The sequence below is a fragment of the Pedobacter sp. SAFR-022 genome, assembly GCF_051965375.1.
In the GTDB taxonomy this organism is placed as follows: Bacteria; Bacteroidota; Bacteroidia; order Sphingobacteriales; family Sphingobacteriaceae; genus Pedobacter.
The window spans coordinates 68,434-91,448 of the sequence record NZ_JBQCME010000006.1; the positions used below are offsets into that span (position 1 = coordinate 68,434).

At 45.4% G+C, this 23,015-nt stretch carries 24 protein-coding genes and 1 tRNA gene; 13 read left to right on the top strand and 12 right to left on the bottom strand.

Annotated features, from left to right (window positions below; all coding sequences use genetic code 11):
* Positions 1 to 17: 17 nt before the first annotated feature.
* Entirely contained in the window at positions 18 to 314 is a 297-nt protein-coding gene (gene trxA / locus ACTHQF_RS14235) for a thioredoxin (RefSeq protein WP_440431111.1), read from the bottom strand.
* Between the two features lie 77 nt (positions 315 to 391).
* Here trxA and ACTHQF_RS14240 point away from each other — a divergent pair, with 77 nt between their 5' ends.
* Positions 392 to 1,579, top strand: coding sequence for an aspartate aminotransferase family protein (locus ACTHQF_RS14240; protein WP_440431113.1), 1,188 nt, complete (start codon positions 392 to 394; stop codon positions 1,577 to 1,579).
* Here the strand turns inward: ACTHQF_RS14240 and obgE are convergent.
* Positions 1,576 to 2,574 (bottom strand): GTPase ObgE, encoded by a 999-nt coding sequence (obgE, locus tag ACTHQF_RS14245; RefSeq protein WP_440431115.1) that lies wholly within the window; start codon positions 2,572 to 2,574, stop codon positions 1,576 to 1,578. The genes ACTHQF_RS14240 and obgE overlap by 4 nt on opposite strands.
* A 139-nt stretch (positions 2,575 to 2,713) precedes the next feature.
* Entirely contained in the window at positions 2,714 to 3,283 is a 570-nt protein-coding gene (locus tag ACTHQF_RS14250) for an adenylate kinase (RefSeq protein ID WP_440431116.1), read from the bottom strand.
* Positions 3,284 to 3,704: 421 nt separating this feature from the next.
* Here ACTHQF_RS14250 and ACTHQF_RS14255 point away from each other — a divergent pair, with 421 nt between their 5' ends.
* Entirely contained in the window at positions 3,705 to 4,094 is a 390-nt protein-coding gene (locus ACTHQF_RS14255; protein WP_440431118.1) for a hypothetical protein, read from the top strand.
* Here ACTHQF_RS14255 and kduI read toward each other — a convergent pair.
* From kduI to ACTHQF_RS14280, 5 genes are all read right to left on the bottom strand, one after another.
* Complete coding sequence (gene kduI / locus ACTHQF_RS14260) at positions 4,072 to 4,908, bottom strand: 5-dehydro-4-deoxy-D-glucuronate isomerase (RefSeq protein ID WP_440431120.1); 837 nt, start codon at positions 4,906 to 4,908, stop codon at positions 4,072 to 4,074. The two genes, ACTHQF_RS14255 and kduI, sit on opposite strands and share 23 nt — an antisense overlap.
* 26 nt (positions 4,909 to 4,934) lie before the next feature.
* Positions 4,935 to 6,053 carry a DUF4861 family protein gene (locus tag ACTHQF_RS14265; RefSeq protein WP_440431122.1) on the bottom strand — a complete coding sequence of 373 codons (1,119 nt, stop codon included), beginning with the start codon at positions 6,051 to 6,053 and terminating at the stop codon, positions 4,935 to 4,937.
* Between the two features lie 65 nt (positions 6,054 to 6,118).
* Positions 6,119 to 7,330, bottom strand: a complete 1,212-nt coding sequence (locus ACTHQF_RS14270; RefSeq protein ID WP_440431124.1) for a glucuronyl hydrolase — start codon at positions 7,328 to 7,330, stop codon at positions 6,119 to 6,121.
* A 73-nt stretch (positions 7,331 to 7,403) separates the two neighbouring features.
* Positions 7,404 to 7,979: a glycoside hydrolase family 16 protein gene (locus ACTHQF_RS14275; protein WP_440431126.1), complete on the bottom strand. Its 576-nt coding sequence runs from the start codon at positions 7,977 to 7,979 to the stop codon at positions 7,404 to 7,406.
* Entirely contained in the window at positions 7,976 to 8,197 is a 222-nt protein-coding gene (locus ACTHQF_RS14280; protein ID WP_440431128.1) for a hypothetical protein, read from the bottom strand. The genes ACTHQF_RS14275 and ACTHQF_RS14280 overlap by 4 nt, the downstream gene beginning before the upstream one ends.
* 459 nt (positions 8,198 to 8,656) lie before the next feature.
* On the opposite strand from ACTHQF_RS14280, the gene ACTHQF_RS14285 reads away from it, so the two are divergent.
* Both ACTHQF_RS14285 and ACTHQF_RS14290 read left to right on the top strand, forming a co-directional pair.
* Entirely contained in the window at positions 8,657 to 8,959 is a 303-nt protein-coding gene (locus ACTHQF_RS14285) for a hypothetical protein (protein ID WP_440431130.1), read from the top strand.
* Positions 8,960 to 9,127: 168 nt separating this feature from the next.
* Complete coding sequence (locus tag ACTHQF_RS14290) at positions 9,128 to 9,880, top strand: DUF72 domain-containing protein (RefSeq protein ID WP_440431131.1); 753 nt, start codon at positions 9,128 to 9,130, stop codon at positions 9,878 to 9,880.
* A gap of 21 nt (positions 9,881 to 9,901) precedes the next feature.
* Here ACTHQF_RS14290 and ACTHQF_RS14295 read toward each other — a convergent pair whose 3' ends face one another.
* Entirely contained in the window at positions 9,902 to 10,714 is an 813-nt protein-coding gene (locus ACTHQF_RS14295) for a hypothetical protein (protein WP_440431133.1), read from the bottom strand.
* 261 nt (positions 10,715 to 10,975) lie between these two features.
* On the opposite strand from ACTHQF_RS14295, the gene ACTHQF_RS14300 reads away from it, so the two are divergent.
* Complete coding sequence (locus ACTHQF_RS14300) at positions 10,976 to 11,194, top strand: hypothetical protein (RefSeq protein ID WP_440431134.1); 219 nt, start codon at positions 10,976 to 10,978, stop codon at positions 11,192 to 11,194.
* 189 nt (positions 11,195 to 11,383) lie between these two features.
* Here the strand turns inward: ACTHQF_RS14300 and ACTHQF_RS14305 are convergent.
* The 3 genes from ACTHQF_RS14305 to ACTHQF_RS14315 form a co-directional block, all read right to left on the bottom strand.
* Positions 11,384 to 11,457, bottom strand: a tRNA-Arg gene (locus ACTHQF_RS14305).
* A gap of 96 nt (positions 11,458 to 11,553) precedes the next feature.
* Positions 11,554 to 12,018, bottom strand: coding sequence for a redoxin domain-containing protein (locus ACTHQF_RS14310; protein ID WP_440431136.1), 465 nt, complete (start codon positions 12,016 to 12,018; stop codon positions 11,554 to 11,556).
* Positions 12,019 to 12,059: 41 nt separating this feature from the next.
* A complete protein-coding gene (locus ACTHQF_RS14315) occupies positions 12,060 to 12,971 on the bottom strand; it encodes an SDR family oxidoreductase (RefSeq protein WP_440431138.1) in 912 nt (303 codons plus the stop codon).
* 150 nt (positions 12,972 to 13,121) lie between these two features.
* Here ACTHQF_RS14315 and atpD point away from each other — a divergent pair, with 150 nt between their 5' ends.
* From atpD to leuC, 8 genes are all read left to right on the top strand, one after another.
* On the top strand, positions 13,122 to 14,627 hold the full coding sequence (atpD, locus tag ACTHQF_RS14320) for a F0F1 ATP synthase subunit beta (protein WP_440431139.1): 1,506 nt from the start codon (positions 13,122 to 13,124) through the stop codon (positions 14,625 to 14,627).
* A 2-nt stretch (positions 14,628 to 14,629) separates the two neighbouring features.
* On the top strand, positions 14,630 to 14,875 hold the full coding sequence (gene atpC, locus ACTHQF_RS14325; RefSeq protein ID WP_440431141.1) for an ATP synthase F1 subunit epsilon: 246 nt from the start codon (positions 14,630 to 14,632) through the stop codon (positions 14,873 to 14,875).
* A 585-nt stretch (positions 14,876 to 15,460) separates the two neighbouring features.
* Positions 15,461 to 16,351, top strand: a complete 891-nt coding sequence (locus ACTHQF_RS14330; protein ID WP_440431143.1) for a branched-chain amino acid transaminase — start codon at positions 15,461 to 15,463, stop codon at positions 16,349 to 16,351.
* A 21-nt stretch (positions 16,352 to 16,372) separates the two neighbouring features.
* Positions 16,373 to 18,070: a dihydroxy-acid dehydratase gene (gene ilvD, locus ACTHQF_RS14335; protein ID WP_440431145.1), complete on the top strand. Its 1,698-nt coding sequence runs from the start codon at positions 16,373 to 16,375 to the stop codon at positions 18,068 to 18,070.
* A 22-nt stretch (positions 18,071 to 18,092) separates the two neighbouring features.
* The gene (gene ilvB / locus ACTHQF_RS14340) at positions 18,093 to 19,832 is read left to right on the top strand and encodes a biosynthetic-type acetolactate synthase large subunit (RefSeq protein WP_440431147.1); all 1,740 of its coding nucleotides are present in this window, start codon (positions 18,093 to 18,095) and stop codon (positions 19,830 to 19,832) included.
* A gap of 6 nt (positions 19,833 to 19,838) precedes the next feature.
* Positions 19,839 to 20,450 carry an acetolactate synthase small subunit gene (ilvN, locus tag ACTHQF_RS14345; protein ID WP_440431149.1) on the top strand — a complete coding sequence of 204 codons (612 nt, stop codon included), beginning with the start codon at positions 19,839 to 19,841 and terminating at the stop codon, positions 20,448 to 20,450.
* A 65-nt stretch (positions 20,451 to 20,515) separates the two neighbouring features.
* Positions 20,516 to 21,586 carry a ketol-acid reductoisomerase gene (gene ilvC / locus ACTHQF_RS14350; RefSeq protein ID WP_440431151.1) on the top strand — a complete coding sequence of 357 codons (1,071 nt, stop codon included), beginning with the start codon at positions 20,516 to 20,518 and terminating at the stop codon, positions 21,584 to 21,586.
* Positions 21,587 to 21,598: 12 nt separating this feature from the next.
* Entirely contained in the window at positions 21,599 to 23,014 is a 1,416-nt protein-coding gene (leuC, locus tag ACTHQF_RS14355) for a 3-isopropylmalate dehydratase large subunit (protein WP_440431152.1), read from the top strand.
* Position 23,015 lies beyond the last annotated feature (1 nt).

The window sequence follows — 23,015 nt, forward strand, 5'->3', positions numbered from 1 at the left end:
CAGAAATAGCAGCAATATCAAAGTGCAGCGTCAATGACGGACTTCAGCTGGCTGGCCTGTACAACACCAGACTGCCGCCATTTAATTTCCCCGTTCTTAAACAAGATCAATGTAGGCACACCCTGAATACGGTACAGGTTGGATACGTCCGGGTTGCGGTCCACATCCACCTTCAATATGGTTGCGCTATCGCCAATCATTCCCTTCAATTGCTGTAGTATTGGTGCCATCATCTTGCAGGGGCCGCACCATTCCGCAGAAAAATCAACCAGTACAGGTTTCTCGGATTTTATAAGTTCATTGAATTTTGACATTGGGCAAAGTTTAATCTATGCGGATAACAAACCATAGTTTAAATAGTTTCCTAATTTTGTAGCCCTATTCCATACCCATGATCAGTAACAAACAGCTCTTTTTACTAAATACCGCACAAACCTCTACCACGCCCAAAATGCTTGAAATAGAGCGTGCCGAGGGCATTTACCTGTATGATTTCAATGGCAAAGCTTACATCGACCTGGTGTCAGGCTTTGCGGTAAGTAATATCGGGCACCGCCATCCACGCGTACTTGAGGCCATTCAGGCGCAGCTCAACAAATACCTGCACCTAACCGTGTATGGCGAGTACGTGCAAACGCCGATGGTTAAATTTGCGGAGAAGCTCGTTTCTGTACTACCCTCCAGCCTGAACAACGTGTATTTTGTAAACTCCGGTGCGGAAGCTACCGAAGGCGCCTTAAAACTAGCGAAACGTTATACCGGCAGGACTAAGATCATCTCCTGCAAAAACGCTTACCACGGTAGTACCCACGGCGCTTTAAGCGTAATGGGTAATGAAGAATTTAAACAGAAATACCGCCCTTTATTGCCTGATATAAGCTTCATAAACTTCAATAACGAAGCAGACCTGAAGCAAATCACGGAAGAGACCGCCTGTGTGATCATGGAAACCTTACAGGGCGAAGCAGGTATTCGCGTTGCCGATCTGGCGTATATGCAAAAGCTTCGTCAGCGCTGCGATGAAATGGGTGCATTGCTCATCTTAGATGAGATACAGGCGGCATTTGGACGTACCGGAAAGCTCTTTGCTTTCGAGCATTACGGCATCGTGCCTGATGTGCTGCTTGTTGCCAAAGCATTAGGCGGCGGTATGCCGATCGGTGCATTTATCGCAGATAAAAAGGTGATGAGCGTACTTGCGGAAAATCCAATCCTTGGCCATATTACCACCTTTGGTGGTCATCCGGTATCCTGCGCAGCAGGGCTTGCCAATTTAGAAGTGATCCTGGAAGAGCAACTGGTCGCCACCGTATTCGAGAAAGAGGCGCTGTTCCGGGAACTACTGGTACATCCGAAGATCAAGGAAATCCGGGGTATGGGATTGATGTTAGGCATGCAGCTCGACAGCTTTCAGCAGGTCGAGAAAGTTAGTCAGCTATGCGGTCATGAAGGTGTGGTGATCGACTGGTTCCTGCACTGTGAAACGGCGATGCGCATCGCACCGCCTTTAGTAATTACAGCGGCTGAGATCAGGAAGGTGTGTATAATTATCCTTGAGGCGCTAGATCAGCTAGATTAACCTTCAATGGCTCTCCAGAGCATATCTTTCAGTTCTGTAAGCCCCTTTTGTGCTACAGAAGAGATGAAAATGGATGGAATGTTTGCTGGTAAATCCGCTTTCATTTCATTCATCAACTCCTCGTCCAGCATGTCAGATTTTGTCACCGCAAGGATATGCGGCTTCTGCATCAACTCCGGATTATACGCCTTAAGTTCCCTTTTCAGGATTTCATATTCTTCTGTGATGCTTCTATTTGTATCGGCAGGCACCATGAACAACAACACGGAGTTTCGCTCAATGTGACGCAGGAAGCGGTATCCCAAACCTTTACCTTTAGAAGCCCCTTCAATAATTCCAGGAATGTCTGCCATCACGAAGGACTTATCGCCACGATAAGAGACAATGCCTAAGTTTGGAACCAATGTAGTAAAAGCATAGTCCGCGATCTCCGGCTTCGCCGCAGACACTACGGATAATAAGGTCGACTTACCCGCATTTGGAAAACCTACCAAACCGACATCTGCAAGAACTTTCAGTTCCAGCACCACCCAACGTTCAATGCCGGCTTCACCTGGCTGTGCAAAACGTGGCGTCTGCAGCGTCGAAGACTTGAAGTGCCAGTTCCCCAGTCCTCCTCGTCCACCAGGGGTAAGGATCTTGGTCTCCCCTTCTGTGGTGATCTCGATAAGCACTTCACCAGTTTCAGCATCTTTGGCAATGGTTCCCAGGGGCACTTCAAGCACCTCATCTTTCCCAGATTTACCGGTAGAAGTTGAGCTGGATCCGCTCATACCATCTTCAGCGATGATGTGCTTACGGTATTTTAAGTGTAACAAGGTCCAGAACTGTGGATTTCCTTTCAGGATAATGTGTCCGCCGCGGCCACCATCACCACCATCAGGCCCTCCTGTGGAGGTCATCTTATCGCGGTGCAAATGTGCCGAGCCCGGTCCACCTTTACCTGAACGGCAGCATATTTTTACATAATCTACGAAATTGGAACCCTGTGACATATTTTTTGATATTTAATGGAAATGATGGCTTTTGAATAAAAGCCGTAACAACATGCGCTAATGCATATTTGCGCAAAGATAAGAAATGCAAATAGCGGGACGAATTAAATCTATCCCGCTATTTAAAGGTATTTTGTTATTAGTATTGATCTACAACCGCACTGATTTCATTGAAGATACCTTCGATGCTGCCAATACCATTGATTTTTGTTAGTTTTTTCTGCTCGTCGTAATAAGGCAGTACATGAACGATCTTGGTGAAATACTCTTCAATACGTTTTTGAATCTTATCCGCCTGGTCATCTACCCTGCCAGATTCCTTCTGACGTTGTGCAACCCGCTTCTTGAGCTCCTCCTGATCCACATCAAGGGCAATTACTGCTGCAATTGAAGTGCCTTTTTTCGCCAGAAACTCATCCAAAGCAACCGCTTGTGGAATGGTACGCGGAAAACCATCGAAAATAAAACCTTTAGCGTCCGGAGTTTTGTTCACTTCTTCTTCCAGCATGTCAATGGTGATGCCATCTGGAACCAGCTGACCTTCTGCGATCAATGCGCTTACCTTTTGTCCTAAAGCCGTTTGATTTTTGATGTGTGATCTGAAAAGATCGCCTGTGGAGATGTGAATCAATTGATATTTTTCGATCAATTTTTCTGATTGGGTGCCTTTACCTGCACCCGGTGGGCCAAAGAGAACAAAATTTAGCATTCGGGTTGTCTTTTAAATTTAATTGCCTTTTTTGCCATTCTAGCAAGGCTTGTTCAATGTATTCTGATGGAACGCCTTAATGCATTAATAAGCACATCATTGCACGATCCAGCAACGCTTGCAAATATATAATTAAAAATTTATTAACCTTATTTTTTTGAAAGTGGCACCACATGCGCAGGCTATTTACAAGAATTACAATTCTCATCTTGCACACTCATTTACAACACCTTACACACCAGCAACCTACACCGGTTACAGGTAAGAAACCTAAGTGTAACTTTTACACAACTGTGTTGTATTTAATGGAATATAGCCCCTCCTATGCGCTCTCCGCCGCTTAAGCCCGCCTTGCAAACACCAGAAAAAGCTTTTATGGTAAGGAATTTGATACGCAGGCCTTACATCAACGAACATTCCTATGCAAAATATAAAATCATTAGAGGAGGTGCTGAATACACCACAAAAGAAGCTTGCCTTCTATCAAAACCTGGTGTTAATCGCCGCAGCAGACAGGGTCCTGGAAAAAGACGAGAGCGACCTCCTATTGTCGATCGGAAACCGCCTTGGTCTTACTTCAGATCAGGTTATGCCAATGGCAGATAACCTCGGGGTTTTAACTTTCGTTATTCCCGAAGACGGCCTGCAGAAGACCCTGGAGCTGCAAACCCTGGTGCAGATGATGACACAAGACGGTGAGATCCACGACAAGGAGTATGCGCTTTGCCTGGAATATGCAAATCGTGTAGGCTTAGGGAAGACTGTTCTGGACGATATGATCAAACAGTTTACCGCAGCTCAGCCGGACTAACACCATCCATATCCCCATAGTCGAGATTTTCGCCGGCCATGCCCCAGATAAAGCTGTAATTACTTGTACCTACGCCCGAATGTATCGACCATTCGGGCGAAATTATGGCCTGATGGTTTTGCATGAACAGGTGTCTGGTTTCATCCGGCTGACCCATGAAATGACTGATGGTCTGTCCCGCTTCCAGATCAAAATAGAAATATGCTTCCATCCGGCGATTGTGTGTATGCGCAGGCATGGTATTCCAGACATTACCTGGATGTAGTTCCGTTAAACCCATCTGCAGCTGACAAGTCTCGACGATGCTGTTCACTATAAGTTTGTTCAATGTACGCCGGTTCGCATATTGCTGATCACCCAATTGGATCACTTCAGCGTCTGCCTTTCCAATTTTCTTTGTAGGATAAGCATGATGTGCAGGTGCCGAATTGATGTAGAAATAAGGTTGTTCCTCACCTGAACGCTCAAAGACCACTTCCTTTGCGCCCCTTCCAACATAGAGTGCCTCTTTTTTTGCCAGTTCATAAACGGTTCCATCTACCCTCACCGCTCCCGCGCCACCCACGTTGATGATCCCCAGCTCCCTCCGGTCCAGGAAGTTCGCAGCTTTCAGTTCATCAATGCTCTCCAGATTCAAAGACTTACTCACCGGAAGCACGCCACCTACAATTAACCTGTCGTACATGGTATAAACAAGATTTATGGTATCATATTCGAACAAGGTCGGGATCAGGAAATGCGCACGCAGTGCTTCTGTCGTATAGTTTTTTACGTCTGATGGATGATGTGCATACCGGATTTCTGATTTGGTCATAAGCTTCGATTGAAGGTTGTAAGGATTTATTTAATGGTAACAACTAAAGGATGTGCAACAATTTGCGCCTGTTTGCTGAGCATCCCGTCCCAGTCGGCGCCGGAGCGTACCTGGCCACTTTTCTCCCAGGCGAAACCTGCATAATAGGTGATCTGCTTAGCCGGACGGGTCACAATCAAGAGATTACTTTGATCCGGTGTTTTAGATTGATGTGCAAATGCGCGCTCGATGGTTGCGGGATCAAGGACAATGCCCTCCCCGAGAAAAACGCCATCGATCAGCTCCTGATGCCGGAAATAACCTGCCTGCTCATTCAGCTGTGCCTCACCTTCGTTCTTGTGCAAGGTTATGCCGAGCGTGTAATTTGGTATTTGCTGATCCGCCTGGAGCATAACTTCAAACTTCGAGAAGTTGCTGCCCAGGTCGAGCGAGATTCTTTTGGTTTCCCGAAGACCATACTTGCTCCATGGTGCATAAACCAGTTCAAATACAGTTCGCAAGGGCCCGACGGCTATGGTTTTGTAGCTGATGTAGTTCTTGGAAACATGCAGACTATCGTCCAACCAGATCCCTGAGCCACCAACGCCTCTGCTTGCACCTACGTGATAGGGGTCATAACCTTCTCCTCGGTCGGTATGGTAAAAGGAAGGATCACTAAGGTAGCCTTTGTACCATTTATTGATGATCGGCTGGTCGGTTCTTTTCAGCCAGAGATCTACCCCACTGGATAGTGTACCATTCTCCCGATTTTGTTCTGTTCGCTGTTGCGCATCTGGTCCATAAACGCGGAAAGCAACCCTATCGTTCTCCCAGGTATAATCGTCGGTACGTTCCGGCACAAAACGGGAATAGGTGCTGCTTTTGCTAACCGGAACCGGAAGTTCAGCGCCTAAAAAAATGATGTATTTAGAAATTGATCTGGCATTAAGCTCCGAAGGAAACAACAGCTCGTCGACGGTGCCATTCTGATCGTTATCTACCCACTGCAGCGGCAGAAGTTTACCGGAACGTTTGTCTTTAACCCGGATATCCTGCTCCCCGCTTTTTCTCAGGTTAGTAGGGAGTTGTTCTTTCTTGATGGAAGTGATTTCTTTTCTTGGGAAATCAAGTGCATTCGTCACGCTGACCTCCGTTTGTTGCTTCATGGTTTTACACGAAAACAGCAGGGTGGCAAACATACTTAACAACAAAATACCTGGCTTTACTTTATTCATCTGTTCTGCATCTTTTTATACCGTAACATGGCTTCCACAAGGTAATAATCACCATAACTCAAAGGCGTATCCACTTCTGTCTGATTCGGCATGTTGCCAACACCATGCATCAAAAGGAAGCCACCGTTGGTTTTCGGTGAGGCCAGATAATGAGGCGTAAGTAAGTTGTTCAACATAAATTCTGCGTCTTTTCGATAACCTGCAGCCTTTGCATCCGAAGCAAGTGTACTCAGTTCAAACAATGCCGAGGCAATGATGGCAGCGGCCGAGGAATCGTGCAAGGCATTCGGGATATTGGGTGCATTGAAATCCCAGTAAGGAATTTTATCTTCCGGCAAGTTGGGATGGTTGAGCAGGAAATCGGCAATATGTTGTGCCTGCTGGAGATACTTTTTGTCTTTAGTTTCACGATACATCACCACATAGCCATATAGCCCCCATGCCTGGCCTCTCGCCCAGGCAGAGCTGTCTGCAGCACCCTGATTGGTAATCTGTTTAACTACCGCGCCGCTGTTTTTGTCGTAAATGACCACATGGAAAGAGCTGTAATCCTTCCGGAAATGGTTCTTCATGGTTGTGTTCGCATGGTCAACGGCAATCTTATAAAAACTGCTGTCCCCACTAAATTTGGTAGCCCAGAAGAGCAGCTCCAGGTTCATCATATTGTCTATGATCACCGGCATCTCATTGGCTCCTGCCTTGTTCCATGGTGCACTGTCCCAGGATTGGATACTCTTAGCTTTAGCGTTATAGCGTGTGGACAAAGACTTTGCGCTGTTTAACAGGATGGTGTCGTACTCAGGTTTTGGTTCCAGACGGTTCGCATTACCGAAGCTACAGAACATCATAAATCCCAGGTCATGCGTTGACTTATTAAACTGCTCATTCTCCAGCCCGCCGAGCGCCACATTAGCCTGTTGTTTGAGTTCCGGGTTAGGGGCTGCTTCATTAAGATATAACAATGTACCCGGGTAGAAACCGCTGCACCACCACCCGGAATCACTGGTTTCCAGGGAGTCCGTTTTTTCATGGTAGGTCTTTGGGTAACGGCCGCTTGGCGTTCTACTGCCTAAATATGCATACTGGATCGCCCCAAGTTTAAGGCCGGCCTCAACTTTCTGGTCGAGATTATCAGCTTTCTCCTCTTTTTTAGGATCTGCACAAGAGATCAGATTAGCAGCCGCAAGGAGCATGAACAGGTACTTCATTTTCATCCGCATATATAAATTCCAGGTAGGTTTTAATTCTAAATTGATATGGTTTTCAGTATTGGCGCCGGCGCTATTGTGCTGCCTTTACACGTTTGACCGTGATTTTTCTAGCGTAATAACTCGTTTCCTGTTCCGGCCCATTTGGCCCGGAAGATCCTTCCATTTGTAAGTTAACGATAAGCCAAAGCGGCTTGTTTGTAAAATTGCTGTCGTGCGCGCCCATCTTTTCACCATCAATGTAGTAAGTGATCAACGTCTTTTCTTCATCTAAACGCTGTAGCACAGCCGCATAGGAATGCCATTGCTGATCAGCGTCGGGAATGCTTTTTTTGATGGTGGTGACGTCTTTGGGCGTTATGAAAGTATTCTGCCAGTTCACCTGATCACCTTTAAACTCCAGGATGTCGGTTTCTGGTGGCCAGCCATTAACCGCGGTTAACCAGAAGGCCGGCCATGTCCCTGCGGCAATCGGCGCTTTAAACTCACCGGAAACAATGTACTCCGGATACGCCTTCGTTATGGCGATTTGATGTTTGGCATGCACCGCCCCAGCGTGGTAGTTGATCGGCAAATAGGGATCGAGCTTACTTTTACCTTCGTTTTTACGCAGCCTGGTTGCTTTAAGTTCCAGGACACCGTCTTTCAAAATGATTTGCTTTTTATACATCCTGGCGGAACCGTATGATCGGTTCCCCAGGGATAGAAGTTATTCCAATGCTGTTCAAAAGCTTTGGCGCTGCCGAAAGAAGTTGAGTCTAGAATGGTCTCATATTTAGCAGAGGCATGCAGTGCGGGATCCCTGTCTTGAGCGATGGCAGCATGGCCAATGATTAACAAGAAGAACATGAGCTTTTTTATCCCCATAAATATATTTGGTTAATTAAGCGGAATAATGCTTTACAGTTGCAATATAAGGGTTTGAAGCACAGATTTATAAACCTCTGGCATCAAAATTTTGACGAAGCACCTTGCAGGCCAAGCGGTTTTTTTAGAAAACACGTAAATCGGTGTTTAGTGTGTAGGCAGACAAGGAATAAGAATTCCAGGTGTATAAGCAGTTTAGTATTAACAGCTAAACACGTATAGCTATATTAGGATAGGACAAGGATAGGACAGCTTCGGATCAAACGCACATCAAACCCACATCAGACCCACATGAAACGCACATCAAAGGCACATCACAGGTGCGTTTCACCTGCGTTTTATTTGCGTATAGTCTTTGATTGTTATCGTCTTCCATAGAAGCCTTCAAGCATGTGGCGGGTTTCTGGCCCAAGCCTGCTTTGGTTTCATTTTTGCTTTTCTGATACAAACGAATTTGACATGAAAATACTGAGTAGTTCATTAAGTAAGCTTACTGGAGCAAAAGCGGAAGCCGCCGTAGCGACCGGCGCAAAGGCCATTGGTGCATCGGCGGTTGGCGCGACCGCAATCGGAGCTTCCGCATTGGGCGCATTCGCCATAGGTGCGGTTGCGATTGGCGCAGTCGCAATCGCCGGATTAATTGTGAAAAGGGCCATAGTCAAAGACCTTAGAATTGGTACACTCACCATTGATAAGCTCGTCATTAAAGAGGTGCAGCGGATCGAGGCTACAAACGATAAAGATGAGCCTGGCAACGTTTAGTTACGCACATAGACATCGTAAGCTGGACGTAATCGGTAACCTCGGTGTTGATTGTTGAAGTCGCTTTTTGGATAGCATTTGGAGAATGAGTCTGTTTAATCAAGCCCCTAACTGAGTACGCACTTGTAAAACACAACTTTTTGGTGTGCTAGCTGTTTATGGACAAGCATGAATGAATCAAATTTTTATACTGGCACAAGCGGCTTATTGCTTCCCGTGCCGAATAAGGAATACTACCCTGAGGAATTTAAATCCAAAAGCCGTCTTTGTTACTATGGTTCGTTGTTTAACAGCATAGAAATTAACAGCTCCTTTTATAAAGTTCCTATGGCATCTACCGTGGCTAAATGGGCTGCAGATACCCCTGAAAACTTCAAGTTTACTTTTAAGCTCTGGAGAGAGATCACCCATAGCAAAGGGCTGGCATTTCAGTCTGAGCATATCCATCATTTTTTTGAACGTATCGCGGCGGCAGGGGATAAAAAAGGTAGCTTGCTGATACAATTTCCCGGGAGTATTAAACCCGTACACCTGCGGGAACTGGAACAGTTGCTGTTGCAAGTCCGGCAGGCAGATCCGGAACAAGCCTGGGAAGTGGCTGTAGAATTCCGTCATCAGAGCTGGTATCAGACAGACACCTATGATATGCTGGATGCTTTGGACATGGGCCTGGTGCTGCATGATAAGCTTCAGGAAGGTACTGCGCTTACCGAATCGGCCAAGGATTTCATCTACCTCAGATTTCATGGCCCTGGGGGAAATTACCGCGGCAGTTACGACGAAGCATTTCTTGCGGAATACGCTTCTTACATTAAAGACTGGCTTGAAGAAGGCAAGACCGTATATGTCTATTTCAATAACACGATGGGTAGCGCCATCCAGAACCTGGAGCGCTTGCGGCAGTATGTAACTTCGGATTAGAGCGCTTTTTGCCTGCTCCTGCTACTTACCGGCCAAACGGTAACGAATGTTCGCGATTGCCAAACCATCAGCTACGGGGAGTGTAGGACTACCGGTACTGAGTATTCTAATTAGTCTGAACGGTTTTGACGCCTTAACTGCTACCAGACTTGCGCCTGAAGGGCTATGAGTTTCAACGCTTACACTGCCTTTGGTATCATCATTTAGCCAATCCCCATAATCAACATAAAACCGGTGGGTTCCGATCTTGTTATTAGGCGCGATTTCGAAGCCAAACTCCGTACACGGCTTTGATAAGTAGATGATCATGGACTGAAAGTTCCAAAGGTGGGCATAGAATACATCCGGTTTTTCGTTTTCAACTGCTGGCGGAAATCCCCATTGGGCATTCCAGCCACTTGGACTTGAGGAGGCCAATTTAAGCATTCTAAGTTCCTCAAAACCGGCGGAAAAGAAGCCTATTCTTAGACTTCCGTTTTGCAACTTATGATAGGTTTTATTGTTCTCTAGTTTTGAAACGTCAAACAGACATGTTTCAGTCAGATAAGAAGCCGTTGGGCTTTTTACAACCTCGAAGGGGTAATATGGAAGTTCTTCATCTGGTCCGTTGGGAAATTGCAGGTGTGGCGCGGTCGGGTAATTCAATCCACCAGTTGCATCTGTACCTGCGGGCGCTTCAGTATTCTCCGGCAAAATAAGATCCTGGTACTCAAATGACGATGATGTTTGAGCTACTTGATCAGTTTTTTCAGTGATGATTTCGTCCTTGGAACAGCTTGCAGTCACAGTTGCGACTACAGCTAAAATCGCAACATAAATATTCTTTCTATTCATAGATTTACATTGGTTTCTACTACTAAAATAATCGCTGACTGCCTGAATATTACCTCTCGTAATCAACTGTTACCGAAATTGTGACTTTTGCCTAAAAGCGTGCAGAAAATTGGGAATTGGATGAACAACATCACCTCGGCATCGCTTGGATGTGAAGCTTTACAATTTGTTGCCAAATGGCTGCGTCTTTTAGCTGAAATGTGTGAAAAAAACTGTGAAACTAATTTGCTAACTTGGTGTTAATAGGTCAAATGGCAAACCATGAATTCGAACTTACATATTGACCTGATAGAATTCAAGGCCTGGTACCAGCATCGTATGGAGTTTATCGACAACCTTATCCTTGTTGCCATGGAAGACGAGCATCCGAGCCAGGAAGAAATTGCCCAGCTTAAACGGTCTAAAATCATTCTAATTGAACGATCTGCAAGGAGGATTGTGGAAATCTATTCGAAATACGGGTTTTACCCCGATCTATAAGATGTTCTCTTCTTATGTAAGCAGTTGATCTCCGACTTTTAATCCGTTATCTGCATTACTTATTAAGTTTTTCCATGTAAGCACTGTAATTCTGCTGCTGTAAGCACAACCCATCAAATAATGTTGCTCAGGACAGCCCTCAAAAATCAAGGCAATAAAAAAAGCCTTAGATTTCTCTAAGGCTTTCCGTGCACTCGAAGGGAGTCGAACCCCTAACCTCCTGATCCGTAGTCAGGTGCTCTATCCAATTAAGCTACGAATGCATTTCCGTGTGATTGGACTGCAAAAGTAGCACTTCACTTGATATTTCCCAACTTTTTTTGAAATAATTTAATAATTATTCCAGCGCCAATCCTGCATTAGGCGCCTAAAACCTGCTTAATTGCTTCGAAATCAGGCAAGTCTCCAGCATTTTCAAGAACCTCTGCATAGCTGATTTTTCCTGTCTCATCGATTACAAAAGCTGCTCTTTTCGATACCCCTTTTAGATTAAATACGAATTCGTCGTAAAAAGCACCATAAGCTTGGGACACCTCTTTGTTGAAATCTGATAATAAAGGAAATTGATAAGATTGATCTTCTTTAAACTTTGCCAGGGTAAATGGAGAATCTACCGAAATGCCGAGAACAGCAGCATTGATGCCTTCATAATATCCAAAGCTATCGCGCATCGTACAAAGTTGGGTGGTACATGTTCCGGTAAACGCCATTGGGAAAAACTGAATCACCACTTTACGTCCTGCAAAAGCTTTTAAGGATACTTCTTTAAGGTCTGAACTGAATAGTTTGAAATCTGGGGCTTGATCGCCTACCTGTAATGCCATAAATTAATATAAGTTTAATCGTGAAATGTAAATATATTGGCTTATCGTGAAGCATTTGCCATTTGCTGCTCTAATATTTCGATACCCTCTTCAAAGCTGTGTGGTTGATAGTTTAGATCCCGTATAGCCTTGTCCAGGATAAATCCGGTTCGCTTTGGCCTTGCGGCCGACTGGTTTAAAGTTGAAGAGCTAACTTCAGTGATCAAACTTTTATCTAAATTGAAATAGTCCGCTACCCTACCCACCAGTTCCGACACACTCATCATATCCATTCCGGAAATATGGTAGATCCCGGTTACTTCCTTTTCAACCGCGGCCAGACATGCCGAGGCGAGGTCTTCGGCAAGTGTCGGCATACGCCATTGATCATTGACCACGTTCAGCGGTGCAGCCTTTTCGAGCGCATTTTTGGCCCAAAGCACAATATTGCTCCGGCTCATGTCTTTGACAATACCGTAAACAAGAATGGTCCGGATGATGGACCAGCGACAATGGGAATTCTTAACCAGTTCCTCGGCTTCCACTTTCGTCTGCCCGTAGTAACTCAGTGGATTAGGTTCAGCAGATTCTTCATAGGGCCCTTGTTCCCCGTCGAAAACGAAATCAGTAGATAAATGGATAAGTTGTATGTTCATGGTTTCACATACGGCCACCAGGGTTTTCACAGCCTCCACATTCAGTGCATGCGCGAGTTTTTTTTCCACCTGACAGGTATCAACGTTCGTCATCGCTGCAGTATGGATGATGGCGTCGGGCTTGTATTGTGCTACAACGTTCCGTACCTGTCCGGGATCAAGAATATCCATTTCGGCATACACATAACCCTCTTTGATCGGGTAACGATTTGAGCCCTTTGAGGTTGCTATTAAATGATACTGCTTGTTTAACAATATATTTTCGGTAATTTTCTGTCCCAGTAGTCCATTGCTCCCGGTCACTAATACGGTTTTCATACCAGCGAATTTATTACTAAAATCTTGTGGAAAATCATTTTATTTATATATAGAATTTTAAGAGAAAAAACTTAACTTTGCGGACTGAATTGAGGACCATAAATCCGGACTTTAACAATTTGATATTTATAAATTTACCCAAAACAATATATGCCTAACATTGGAAAAATAGCGCAGATTATAGGACCGGTAGTTGACGTGAGTTTTGCTGACGATGCTCATTTACCTCAGATTTTCTCTGCATTAGAGATTGAAAAAGAAAACGGACAGAAGATCATTTTAGAAGTTCAACAACACTTAGGTGAAGATCGCGTTCGTGCAATTGCCATGGACTCTACAGATGGTTTAGTTCGTGGAATGAAAGCATTAGATACTGGTGCGCCTATTAAAATGCCTGTTGGTGATCAAATCAAAGGTCGTTTATTCAATGTTGTTGGTGAAGCCATCGACGGTATCAATGCTATTGATAAAACTGCCGGCAAGCCAATTCACAGTGCTCCTCCCCGTTTTGATGAGCTTTCTACCGAAACAGAAGTTCTTTTCACCGGTATCAAAGTAATCGACCTTTTAGAGCCTTATGCAAAAGGTGGTAAAATCGGATTATTCGGTGGTGCGGGTGTAGGTAAAACCGTTCTTATCATGGAATTGGTAAACAACATCGCTAAAGCTTATGCAGGTCTTTCTGTATTTGCCGGTGTAGGTGAGCGTACTCGTGAAGGTAATGACCTTTTACGTGAGTTTATCGAATCTGGTGTAATCAACTATGGTGATGAGTTCCTTCACTCCATGGAAAAAGGTGGCTGGGATTTGAGCAAGGTAGATGTAGAGAAATTAAAAGAATCTAAAGCAACCCTGGTATTCGGTCAGATGAACGAGCCTCCTGGTGCACGTGCACGTGTGGCATTATCTGGTCTTACTGTAGCGGAATACTTCCGTGACGGTGAAGGTGAAGGCGCTGGAAAAGATATCCTTTTCTTCGTTGATAACATCTTCCGTTTCACGCAGGCTGGTTCTGAGGTATCGGCACTTTTAGGTCGTATGCCTTCAGCGGTAGGTTACCAACCAACCCTTGCTACCGAGATGGGTTTAATGCAAGAGCGTATTACTTCAACCAAACGTGGTTCAATTACTTCAGTACAGGCCGTTTACGTTCCTGCGGATGATTTAACTGACCCGGCTCCGGCGACTACGTTTGCCCACTTAGATGCAACAACAGTACTTTCACGTAAAATTTCTGAGCTAGGTATCTACCCTGCTGTGGATCCATTGGATTCTACTTCAAGGATCTTATCTCCGGCAGTATTAGGTGATGAGCACTATAACACCGCTCAACGTGTAAAAGAAATTCTTCAACGTTATAAAGAGCTTCAGGATATTATCGCCATCCTTGGTATGGACGAGCTTTCTGAAGAGGATAAATTGGTTGTTCACCGTGCACGTCGGGTTCAGCGTTTCCTTTCTCAGCCTTTCCACGTAGCGGAACAGTTTACTGGTCTTAAAGGTGTATTGGTAGACATTAAAGACACCATCAAAGCATTCAACATGATTATGGACGGTGAAGTTGATGAGTATCCAGAAGCTGCTTTCAACTTAGTTGGTAATATTGATGATGCTATCGAAAAAGGTAAGAAAATCCTTGCCGAAGCAAACGCATAATTATGACATTAGAAATATTAACCCCAGATAAAAAAGTTTTTGAAGGAGAAGTAACTGCGGTTACTGTACCGGGAACAATGGGTTCTTTTCAGATCCTGAGAGACCATGCCCCTATCATCTCAACTTTAGAAGATGGTCCGGTTATCATTAAAAACAAAACAGATGAACAAACCTTTAACATCAAAGGTGGCGTTGTAGAAGTTTTGAAAAATAAAATTGTGGTGCTTGCAGAAGGCGTTGCCCTTTAAATAACCCATAACGATTTAGAAATCCCCCGAAGAAGTTCGGGGGATTTTTTTTGCACTGTCTTTACTGGAATCTGCAGGCAGCAAATGCCACACCTAAATCCACGAAAGTTGTACAGGTTTATACGCGAAATTTCTACCTGATTTTGACACATTTTCTTAGACTTACCAGCATTTCACGCAGAATTTCCCATTTTTTATAATGCAAGCATAGTATGTAGACCGAATACCGAAAACACTTTTGGTATACTCACACTAGCGATTTGTACCATAAAACCCTTTTATACCAATTTTTATTTTGATTGTCTATCAATTATACGTTATAAATTTTTTTTCAATTTATTTTCATTTGCTATTGCCGTTGCGTTCCTCAAAATCTAAATTGTATTTCAAGAAACAAGAGATAATAAAAAGGACATGAATACCACAATTCTCAACAACGTCAACAACCTGATTAACAATATCCTTCTGCTGATTATTCAGAAGACCGAGGCGCTGTAAACGAGAATTTAAACCAGAATATTTACAAGCGCCCCAGCAAAGAGGCGCTTTTTTAATAACCAGCTTTTTGAAATCCCAACCTAAACCATGCAATACTACAATTCATCTACCCAGCTTTACTTAAACGGCGAGTTTGTTCCCGCAAAGGATGCCAGTACTGACCTTTACAGTCAGTCACTACATTATGGTTATGCCGTATTCGAAGGAATCCGGGCATATAACACCCATAATGGCACCAGGATTTTCAAAGCCAAACGTCATTATGAACGTTTAAAACGTTCGTGTGAATTGGTACATATTCCATTTGAATGGAACGTAGACGACCTGGTACGACAAACGTATAAGTTGCTGGAGTTGAACAACCTAAGGGACGCGTACATCCGTCCTTTAGTGTATTGCAGCCCCAACATGACACTTTCTGAACCGGCAAGCGTAAACATCATGATCTGTGCCTGGGAATGGGGAGCATACCTTGGCGATAAGCAGGTACGGGTGTGCATTTCATCCTATCAGCGCCCAAATCCGAAGTCTACCCCTATGGAAGCGAAAGTAAGCGGTCATTACGTAAACTCCATCCTTGCAACCACAGAAGCTAAGGGGCGTGGTTACGATGAGGCGGTATTATTAGATCAAAATGAGTTTGTAGCAGAAGCACCGGGTGCCAATATTTTCATTGAAAAATCAGGTAAACTTTACACCCCTTCTTTAGGGCATATCCTTCCTGGAATTACCCGTGAAACGGTGCTTCAATTATGTAAGAGCCTTGATATCGAATGTATTGAAACGCAGATCACCGCCAGAGAACTGAAACAGGCAGACAGTGCGTTTCTATGTGGTACCGCAGCAGAAATCATCGGCATGAAATCCATTGATGAGACCACCTTCCCGCTTAAATGGTCAGACAGCCTGGGTTCCACCCTACAGCGCACCTACAAATGCCTGGTATTAGAGAAACAGAACTACGAAGTTTTTATATAAGTGATTATTCCGAACCGCAACATGTCAGATACTTTAGAATTAAACAGATACAGTAAAACTTTTACACAGGATCCAACCCAGGCTGGTGCACAGGCCATGCTTTATGGGATAGGCCTTACTACTGCAGATATGCAGAAAGCACAGGTAGGCATAGCCAGCATGGGCTATGATGGCAACACCTGCAACATGCACCTGAACGACTTAGCCAAGTTGGTGAAAGAGGGTGTTTGGAAGAATGATATGGTAGGCTTAACCTTCAACACCATTGGCGTGAGTGATGGAATGTCTAATGGTACCGACGGGATGCGATATTCCTTGATTTCCAGGGACGTTATCGCCGACTCTATAGAAACCATTTGCGGCGGACAATATTATGATGCGGTGATCGCATTACCGGGCTGCGATAAAAATATGCCGGGATCCATTATGGCAATGGGTCGTTTAAACCGCCCATCCATCATGGTTTACGGTGGAAGTATCCACTCGGGTAACTACAAAGGGAAATCATTGAACATGGTTTCTGCCTTTGAAGCGCTTGGTGAGAAGATTGCCGGCAAAATTTCGGAAGAAGATTATCAAGGCATCATCAGACATACCTGTCCGGGTGCAGGTGCATGCGGTGGTATGTACACCGCAAATACCATGGCTTCAGCAATCGAGGCATTGGGCATGAGCTTGCCTTACAGTTCCTCCTACCCTGCCCTTAGCGAGGAGAAAAAAGCAGAATGCTTAAGCGCGGGTGAAGCGATCAAAGTATTGCTCGAAAAGAACATCCTGCCCTCTCATATCATGACTGAGAAAGCATTTCACAATGCGATAGTAACGGTAATGGTTCTTGGCGGAAGTACCAATGCGGTTCTGCACCTGATTGCCATGGCGAAGTCCGTGGGTCTGAACTTGGAGCTTAAAGATTTCCAGCACATCAGCGACAATACCCCGGTATTGGCAGACTTGAAGCCAAGCGGTCAGTACCTGATGGAAGATGTACATACGATTGGCGGTATACCAGCAGTATTGAAGTATTTGTTAAAAGTTGGGTTGATCCACGGTGATTGTCTGACCGTGACTGGCAAAACCTTAGCTGAAAACGTAGCTGATGCTGTTGACCTGGATTTTGAAAAGCAGAAGGTGATCCTACCGATAGAAAACCCAATTAAAGCAACAGGCCATTTGCAAATGCTTTATGGTAACCTGGCACAGCTCGGTGCTGTTGCTAAGATCAGTGGTAAAGAAGGGGAAAGATTTGAAGGCCCTGCAAGGGTATTTGATGGGGAGAAACAGCTGATTGAAGGTATCTCCAGCGGCAGAGTTCATCAGGGTGACGTGGTGGTGATCCGTCAGGTTGGTCCGAAGGGCGCACCTGGAATGCCAGAAATGCTTAAACCAACCTCTGCCATCATCGGTGCGGGCTTGGGTAAGTCGGTGGCGCTGATAACCGATGGCCGCTTCTCTGGTGGGACCCACGGGTTTGTGGTGGGACACATCACGCCAGAAGCCTGGTCAGGTGGCAACATCGGACTAGTACAAGACAATGACATCATCCGGATTGATGCGGTGAATAACACCATCGACGTCCTGATCTCCGATGAAGAACTTGCGGCGCGCCGCGCAAACTGGAAGCAGTTACCACCACCAGTAAAAGGCGGTGTACTTTATAAATATTTGAAACAGGTAAGCAATGCCAGTGAAGGCTGCGTTACCGATGCGTATACCGATTAATCTGCACATAATACCTTAGAAAATGGAATTATCAATTGAAGAAACAATCAGACCGGCAGCGCCGAAAGAACTTAAGACAGTTAGCGGCTCTGTGGCATTATTGGAGGGATTAATTACCGAAGGAACCGAAGTGGTCTTTGGTTACCCAGGTGGAGCAATCATGCCAATTTATGACGCCTTATATGACTTCAAAGAGCGACTTCAGCATATCCTGGTGCGTCATGAGCAGGGTGCAACACATGCGGCGCAAGGCTTTGCAAGAACATCTGGGAAAGTTGGCGTGGTGTTCGCCACCAGCGGCCCGGGCGCAACAAACCTGGTCACTGGCCTCGCTGATGCACAAATTGATAGTACCCCATTGGTGTGTATTACGGGTCAGGTATTCAGTCATCTTCTTGGCACCGATGCCTTCCAGGAAACAGATGTGATCAATATTACCACACCGGTAACCAAATGGAATTATCAGGTAACTGATGCCAATGAGATCCCTGCAGTATTGGCAAAAGCCTTTTACATTGCTAAAAGCGGTCGCCCAGGTCCGGTACTGATTGACATCACCAAGGATGCGCAGATCCAGAAGATCGCTTACGAAGGTTATACGCCTTGTAATCACATCCGCAGCTATCGTCCAAAGCCGAATATCCGTACGGAATATATTGAGCAGGCGGCAGCGATGATCAATGCAGCGAAGAAACCTTTCATCCTTTTCGGGCAAGGTGTGCTACTCGGTAGCGCAGAAAAAGAATTCCAGGCCTTTGTAGAGAAAAGTGGTATTCCTGCAGCATGGACCATTTTAGGTGCCGGCGCTATCCCTTCAGATCACCCGCAAAATGTTGGTATGCTGGGTATGCACGGAAATTATGGTCCTAACGTACAGACCAACTCCTGCGACGTGCTCATTGCTATAGGAATGCGCTTTGATGACCGCGTAACTGGCAGGTTAGATAAATACGCTACCCAGGCTAAGGTAGTTCACCTGGACATTGATCCGGCAGAGATCGATAAGAACGTGAAAGCAGATGTTCCGGTTTGGGGTGATTGTAAAGACACGCTTCCACTGTTGACAGCGCTTATCGAAGAACGTACACACACCGATTGGCTTGCTGAGTTTAAAGTTTTTGATAAGATTGAACGGGAAGAGCTGATCCAAAAAGAGCTTGAGCCAGAAAGCGGCGAATTGACCATGGGTGAAGTGATCCACCAGTTAAATCAGCTTACCAAAGGTGAAGCCATTATTGTAAGTGATGTAGGCCAGCACCAGATGGTTGCCTGCCGTTATGCTAAACTGAACCATACCCGCAGCAACGTTACCAGTGGTGGATTGGGTACCATGGGCTTTGGTCTTCCAGCTGCGATTGGTGCTAAATTCGGCAGACCAGATCGCACGGTAGTCGCTGTAATTGGCGATGGCGGTTTCCAGATGACCTTGCAGGAGCTTGGAACCATCATGCAAAGCGGTGTGGACGTCAAGATTATGATTTTAAACAATCAGTTCCTGGGCATGGTGCGCCAATGGCAGCAACTGTTCAACGAAAAGCGATACTCTTTTGTAGACATCACCAGTCCTGACTTTATCAAGCTTGCAGAATCTTATTATATCCCTGGGAAGAAAGTTACTGCACGCGAGGAGTTGATCCCGGCACTAACACAGATGCTTGAGCATCAAGGATCCTTCGTGCTGGAAGTGATGGTTGAAAAAGAACTTAATGTATTTCCGATGGTACCGCAAGGTTGCAGCGTAAGTGAAATCAGACTTAAATAAATGGACATGAAAGACGCAGAATTCATAGATAAAAAGCAGGAATACACCATCTCGGTTTATACAGAGAACCAGGTGGGTTTGTTAAACCGCATTGCGATAATCTTCTCCAGAAGAAAGATCAACATCGAAAGTTTGAATGTATCGCCTTCGGAGATCCAGCATATTCACCGCTTTAACATTGTTGTTAACGAAACACCGGATACGGTTCGCAAAGTTGCCAGACAGATTGAAAAGCAGGTTGAAGTATTGAAGGTATATTTCAACACCAACGACGACATCATCTGGCAGGAAATGGCCCTGTATAAAGTACCGACGGATGTGATTGCCGAGAAGGTGTACGTGGAACGCTTACTCCGCGAAAATGGGGCAAGAGCGGTCGTGATCCGGAAAGACTACACGGTGTTCGAAACTACCGGCCATCGTGAAGAAACGGATAAGCTCATTGAAGTACTTCAACCTTATGGCCTGATTGAATTTGTTCGAAGTGCCAGAGTAGCGATCATCAAAAACAGCCAGGGCTTCAACAAGAAACTCCGGGAGTTTGAACGTGAGGAGCCTGGGCAGGATGTTGTGGAACTCGAACACTCCGACACCAAGAAAGATGTGTTCACCATGTAGTGCTGGTCGCTAAATAACTAAACAGACTAAAACATAGATTAACCAAAACTTATAAAACCAAAATTATGGCAGTATTAAATTTCGGCGGTAAAGACGAAAATGTAGTAACACGTGATGAATTTCCATTGGAAAGAGCACAGGAGGTCCTGAAAAATGAAACCGTAGCAATTATCGGTTATGGCGTACAAGGTCCAGGACAGGCGCTTAATCAAAAAGACAATGGCATCAATGTTATTGTTGGCCAACGTAAAGAATCAAAAACCTGGGATAAGGCCATTGCCGACGGATTTGTTCCTGGAGAAACCCTGTTTGAAATTGAAGAAGCGCTGGAGCGTGGAACCATCATTTGCTACCTGTTGAGTGACGCCGCTCAAATTGAACTATGGCCTACGGTTAAAAAGCACCTTACACCAGGTAAGGCATTGTACTTCTCGCACGGCTTTGGAATTACCTTCAATGAGCAGACCGGCATCGTACCACCTGCAGACGTTGATGTGTTCCTTGTAGCACCAAAAGGCTCTGGTACTTCCCTACGCCGGATGTTCTTACAAGGGCGTGGACTGAACTCAAGTTATGCCATTTTCCAGGATGCAACGGGCAAAGCTTATGAAAGAGTGGTTGCCTTAGGTATCGCTGTAGGTAGCGGTTACCTGTTTGAAACGGATTTCAAGAAAGAGGTATATAGCGATTTGACTGGTGAACGTGGAACCTTGATGGGTTGTATCCAGGGCATCTTCGCAGCACAATATGATGTGTTACGTGCCAATGGCCACTCTCCTTCTGAAGCTTTCAACGAGACCGTTGAGGAGCTTACCCAAAGCTTAATGCCGTTGGTAGCAGAAAATGGCATGGACTGGATGTATGCAAACTGTTCCACTACCGCACAACGTGGTGCCTTGGACTGGTGGAAGAAGTTCCGCGATGCAACAAAACCCGTATTTGAAGAGCTATATGCAAGCGTTGCTTCCGGTCAGGAATCACAAAGATCTATTGACAGTAACAGTCAGCCGGACTACCGTGAAAAGTTAAACGCTGAACTGGCAGAATTAAGGGACAGTGAATTATGGCAGGCAGGTAAAACTGTGCGCAGTTTACGCCCTGAAAATCAACCAGCAGAGAAAGAATTAGAAGCATAAAAATATACCCACATGGGAAAGACTTTAGTAGAAAAAATCTGGGATGCTCACGTCGTAAAACGCGACGCGGGCTTTCCTGATATTTTGTATATCGATACGCATTTTATACATGAGGTAACCAGTCCTCAGGCATTTGACGGACTTCGTAAAAGAGGCTTGCCTGTATTTCGCCCTGCACAAACCATTGCAACGGCAGATCATAATGTGCCCACATTGAACCAGCATCTGCCGATTCAGGAGACCCTGTCACGTTATCAGGTAGATATGCTGACCAAGAACTGCGCGGAATTTGGCGTAGAACTTTACGGCTTAGGACACCCTTACCAGGGTATAGTGCATGTAATCGGGCCAGAGCTGGGTATTACCCTACCAGGTTCTACCATTGTTTGTGGCGATAGTCATACTTCCACGCACGGAGCCTTCGGTGCCATTGCATTTGGTATCGGTACTTCTCAGGTGGAGCAGGTATTGGCTACACAATGTTTATTACAACAACCTCCGAAAACCATGCGCATTACCGTGGATGGTGAGCTCGGTACCGGGGTTAGTGCAAAGGACATTATCTTGTACATCATCGCAAAGATCTCAGCGGCCGGAGGAACAGGCTATTTTATCGAATATGCCGGCTCCACGATCCGTAGCTTGAGCATGGAAGCCAGGATGACCATCTGCAACATGAGCATTGAAATGGGTGCCAGAGGTGGATTGATTGCACCTGACGACATTACCTTCGACTATGTTAATGGTCGTGAGTTTGCGCCTAAAGGTGCTGCATGGGACAAAGCGCTGGCCTATTGGAAAACACTTTACAGCGATGCTGATGCTGCTTTTGATGCCGAATTGCACTTTGATGCGGCTGATATTGAACCGATGATCACCTATGGTACTAACCCGGGAATGGGTGTAGGCATCAGTCAGCAGATACCTACAACAGCCAGCCAGGAGTTGTCTGAGCGTCCATCGTATGAGAAAGCATTGAACTACATGGGCATTGGCGATGATGCTTCGCTGCTCGGGAAAGAGATTGACTACGTCTTTATTGGAAGCTGCACCAACTCCAGAATGGAGGACTTGCGCGCTGTAGCGGAATTTGTTAAAGGCCGGCAGAAAGCACCCAATGTTACCGTGTGGATTGTACCAGGCTCTAAGCAAATTGAGCAACAAGCGATTGCGGAAGGGCTGGACAAAGTGTTTGAAGCCGCTGGTTTCCAATTGCGTGAACCGGGATGCAGTGCATGCCTGGGTATGAATGAAGATAAGATCCCTGCAGGAAAATACTGCGTGTCTACATCGAACCGGAACTTCGAAGGCCGTCAGGGCCCGAACTCCAGAACTTTCCTGGCTAGTCCGCTGACTGCCGCAGCTGCTGCAATCACCGGTCGCATTACCGATGTACGTTCCATGCTTACCGAAAATATTTACGCCTAAG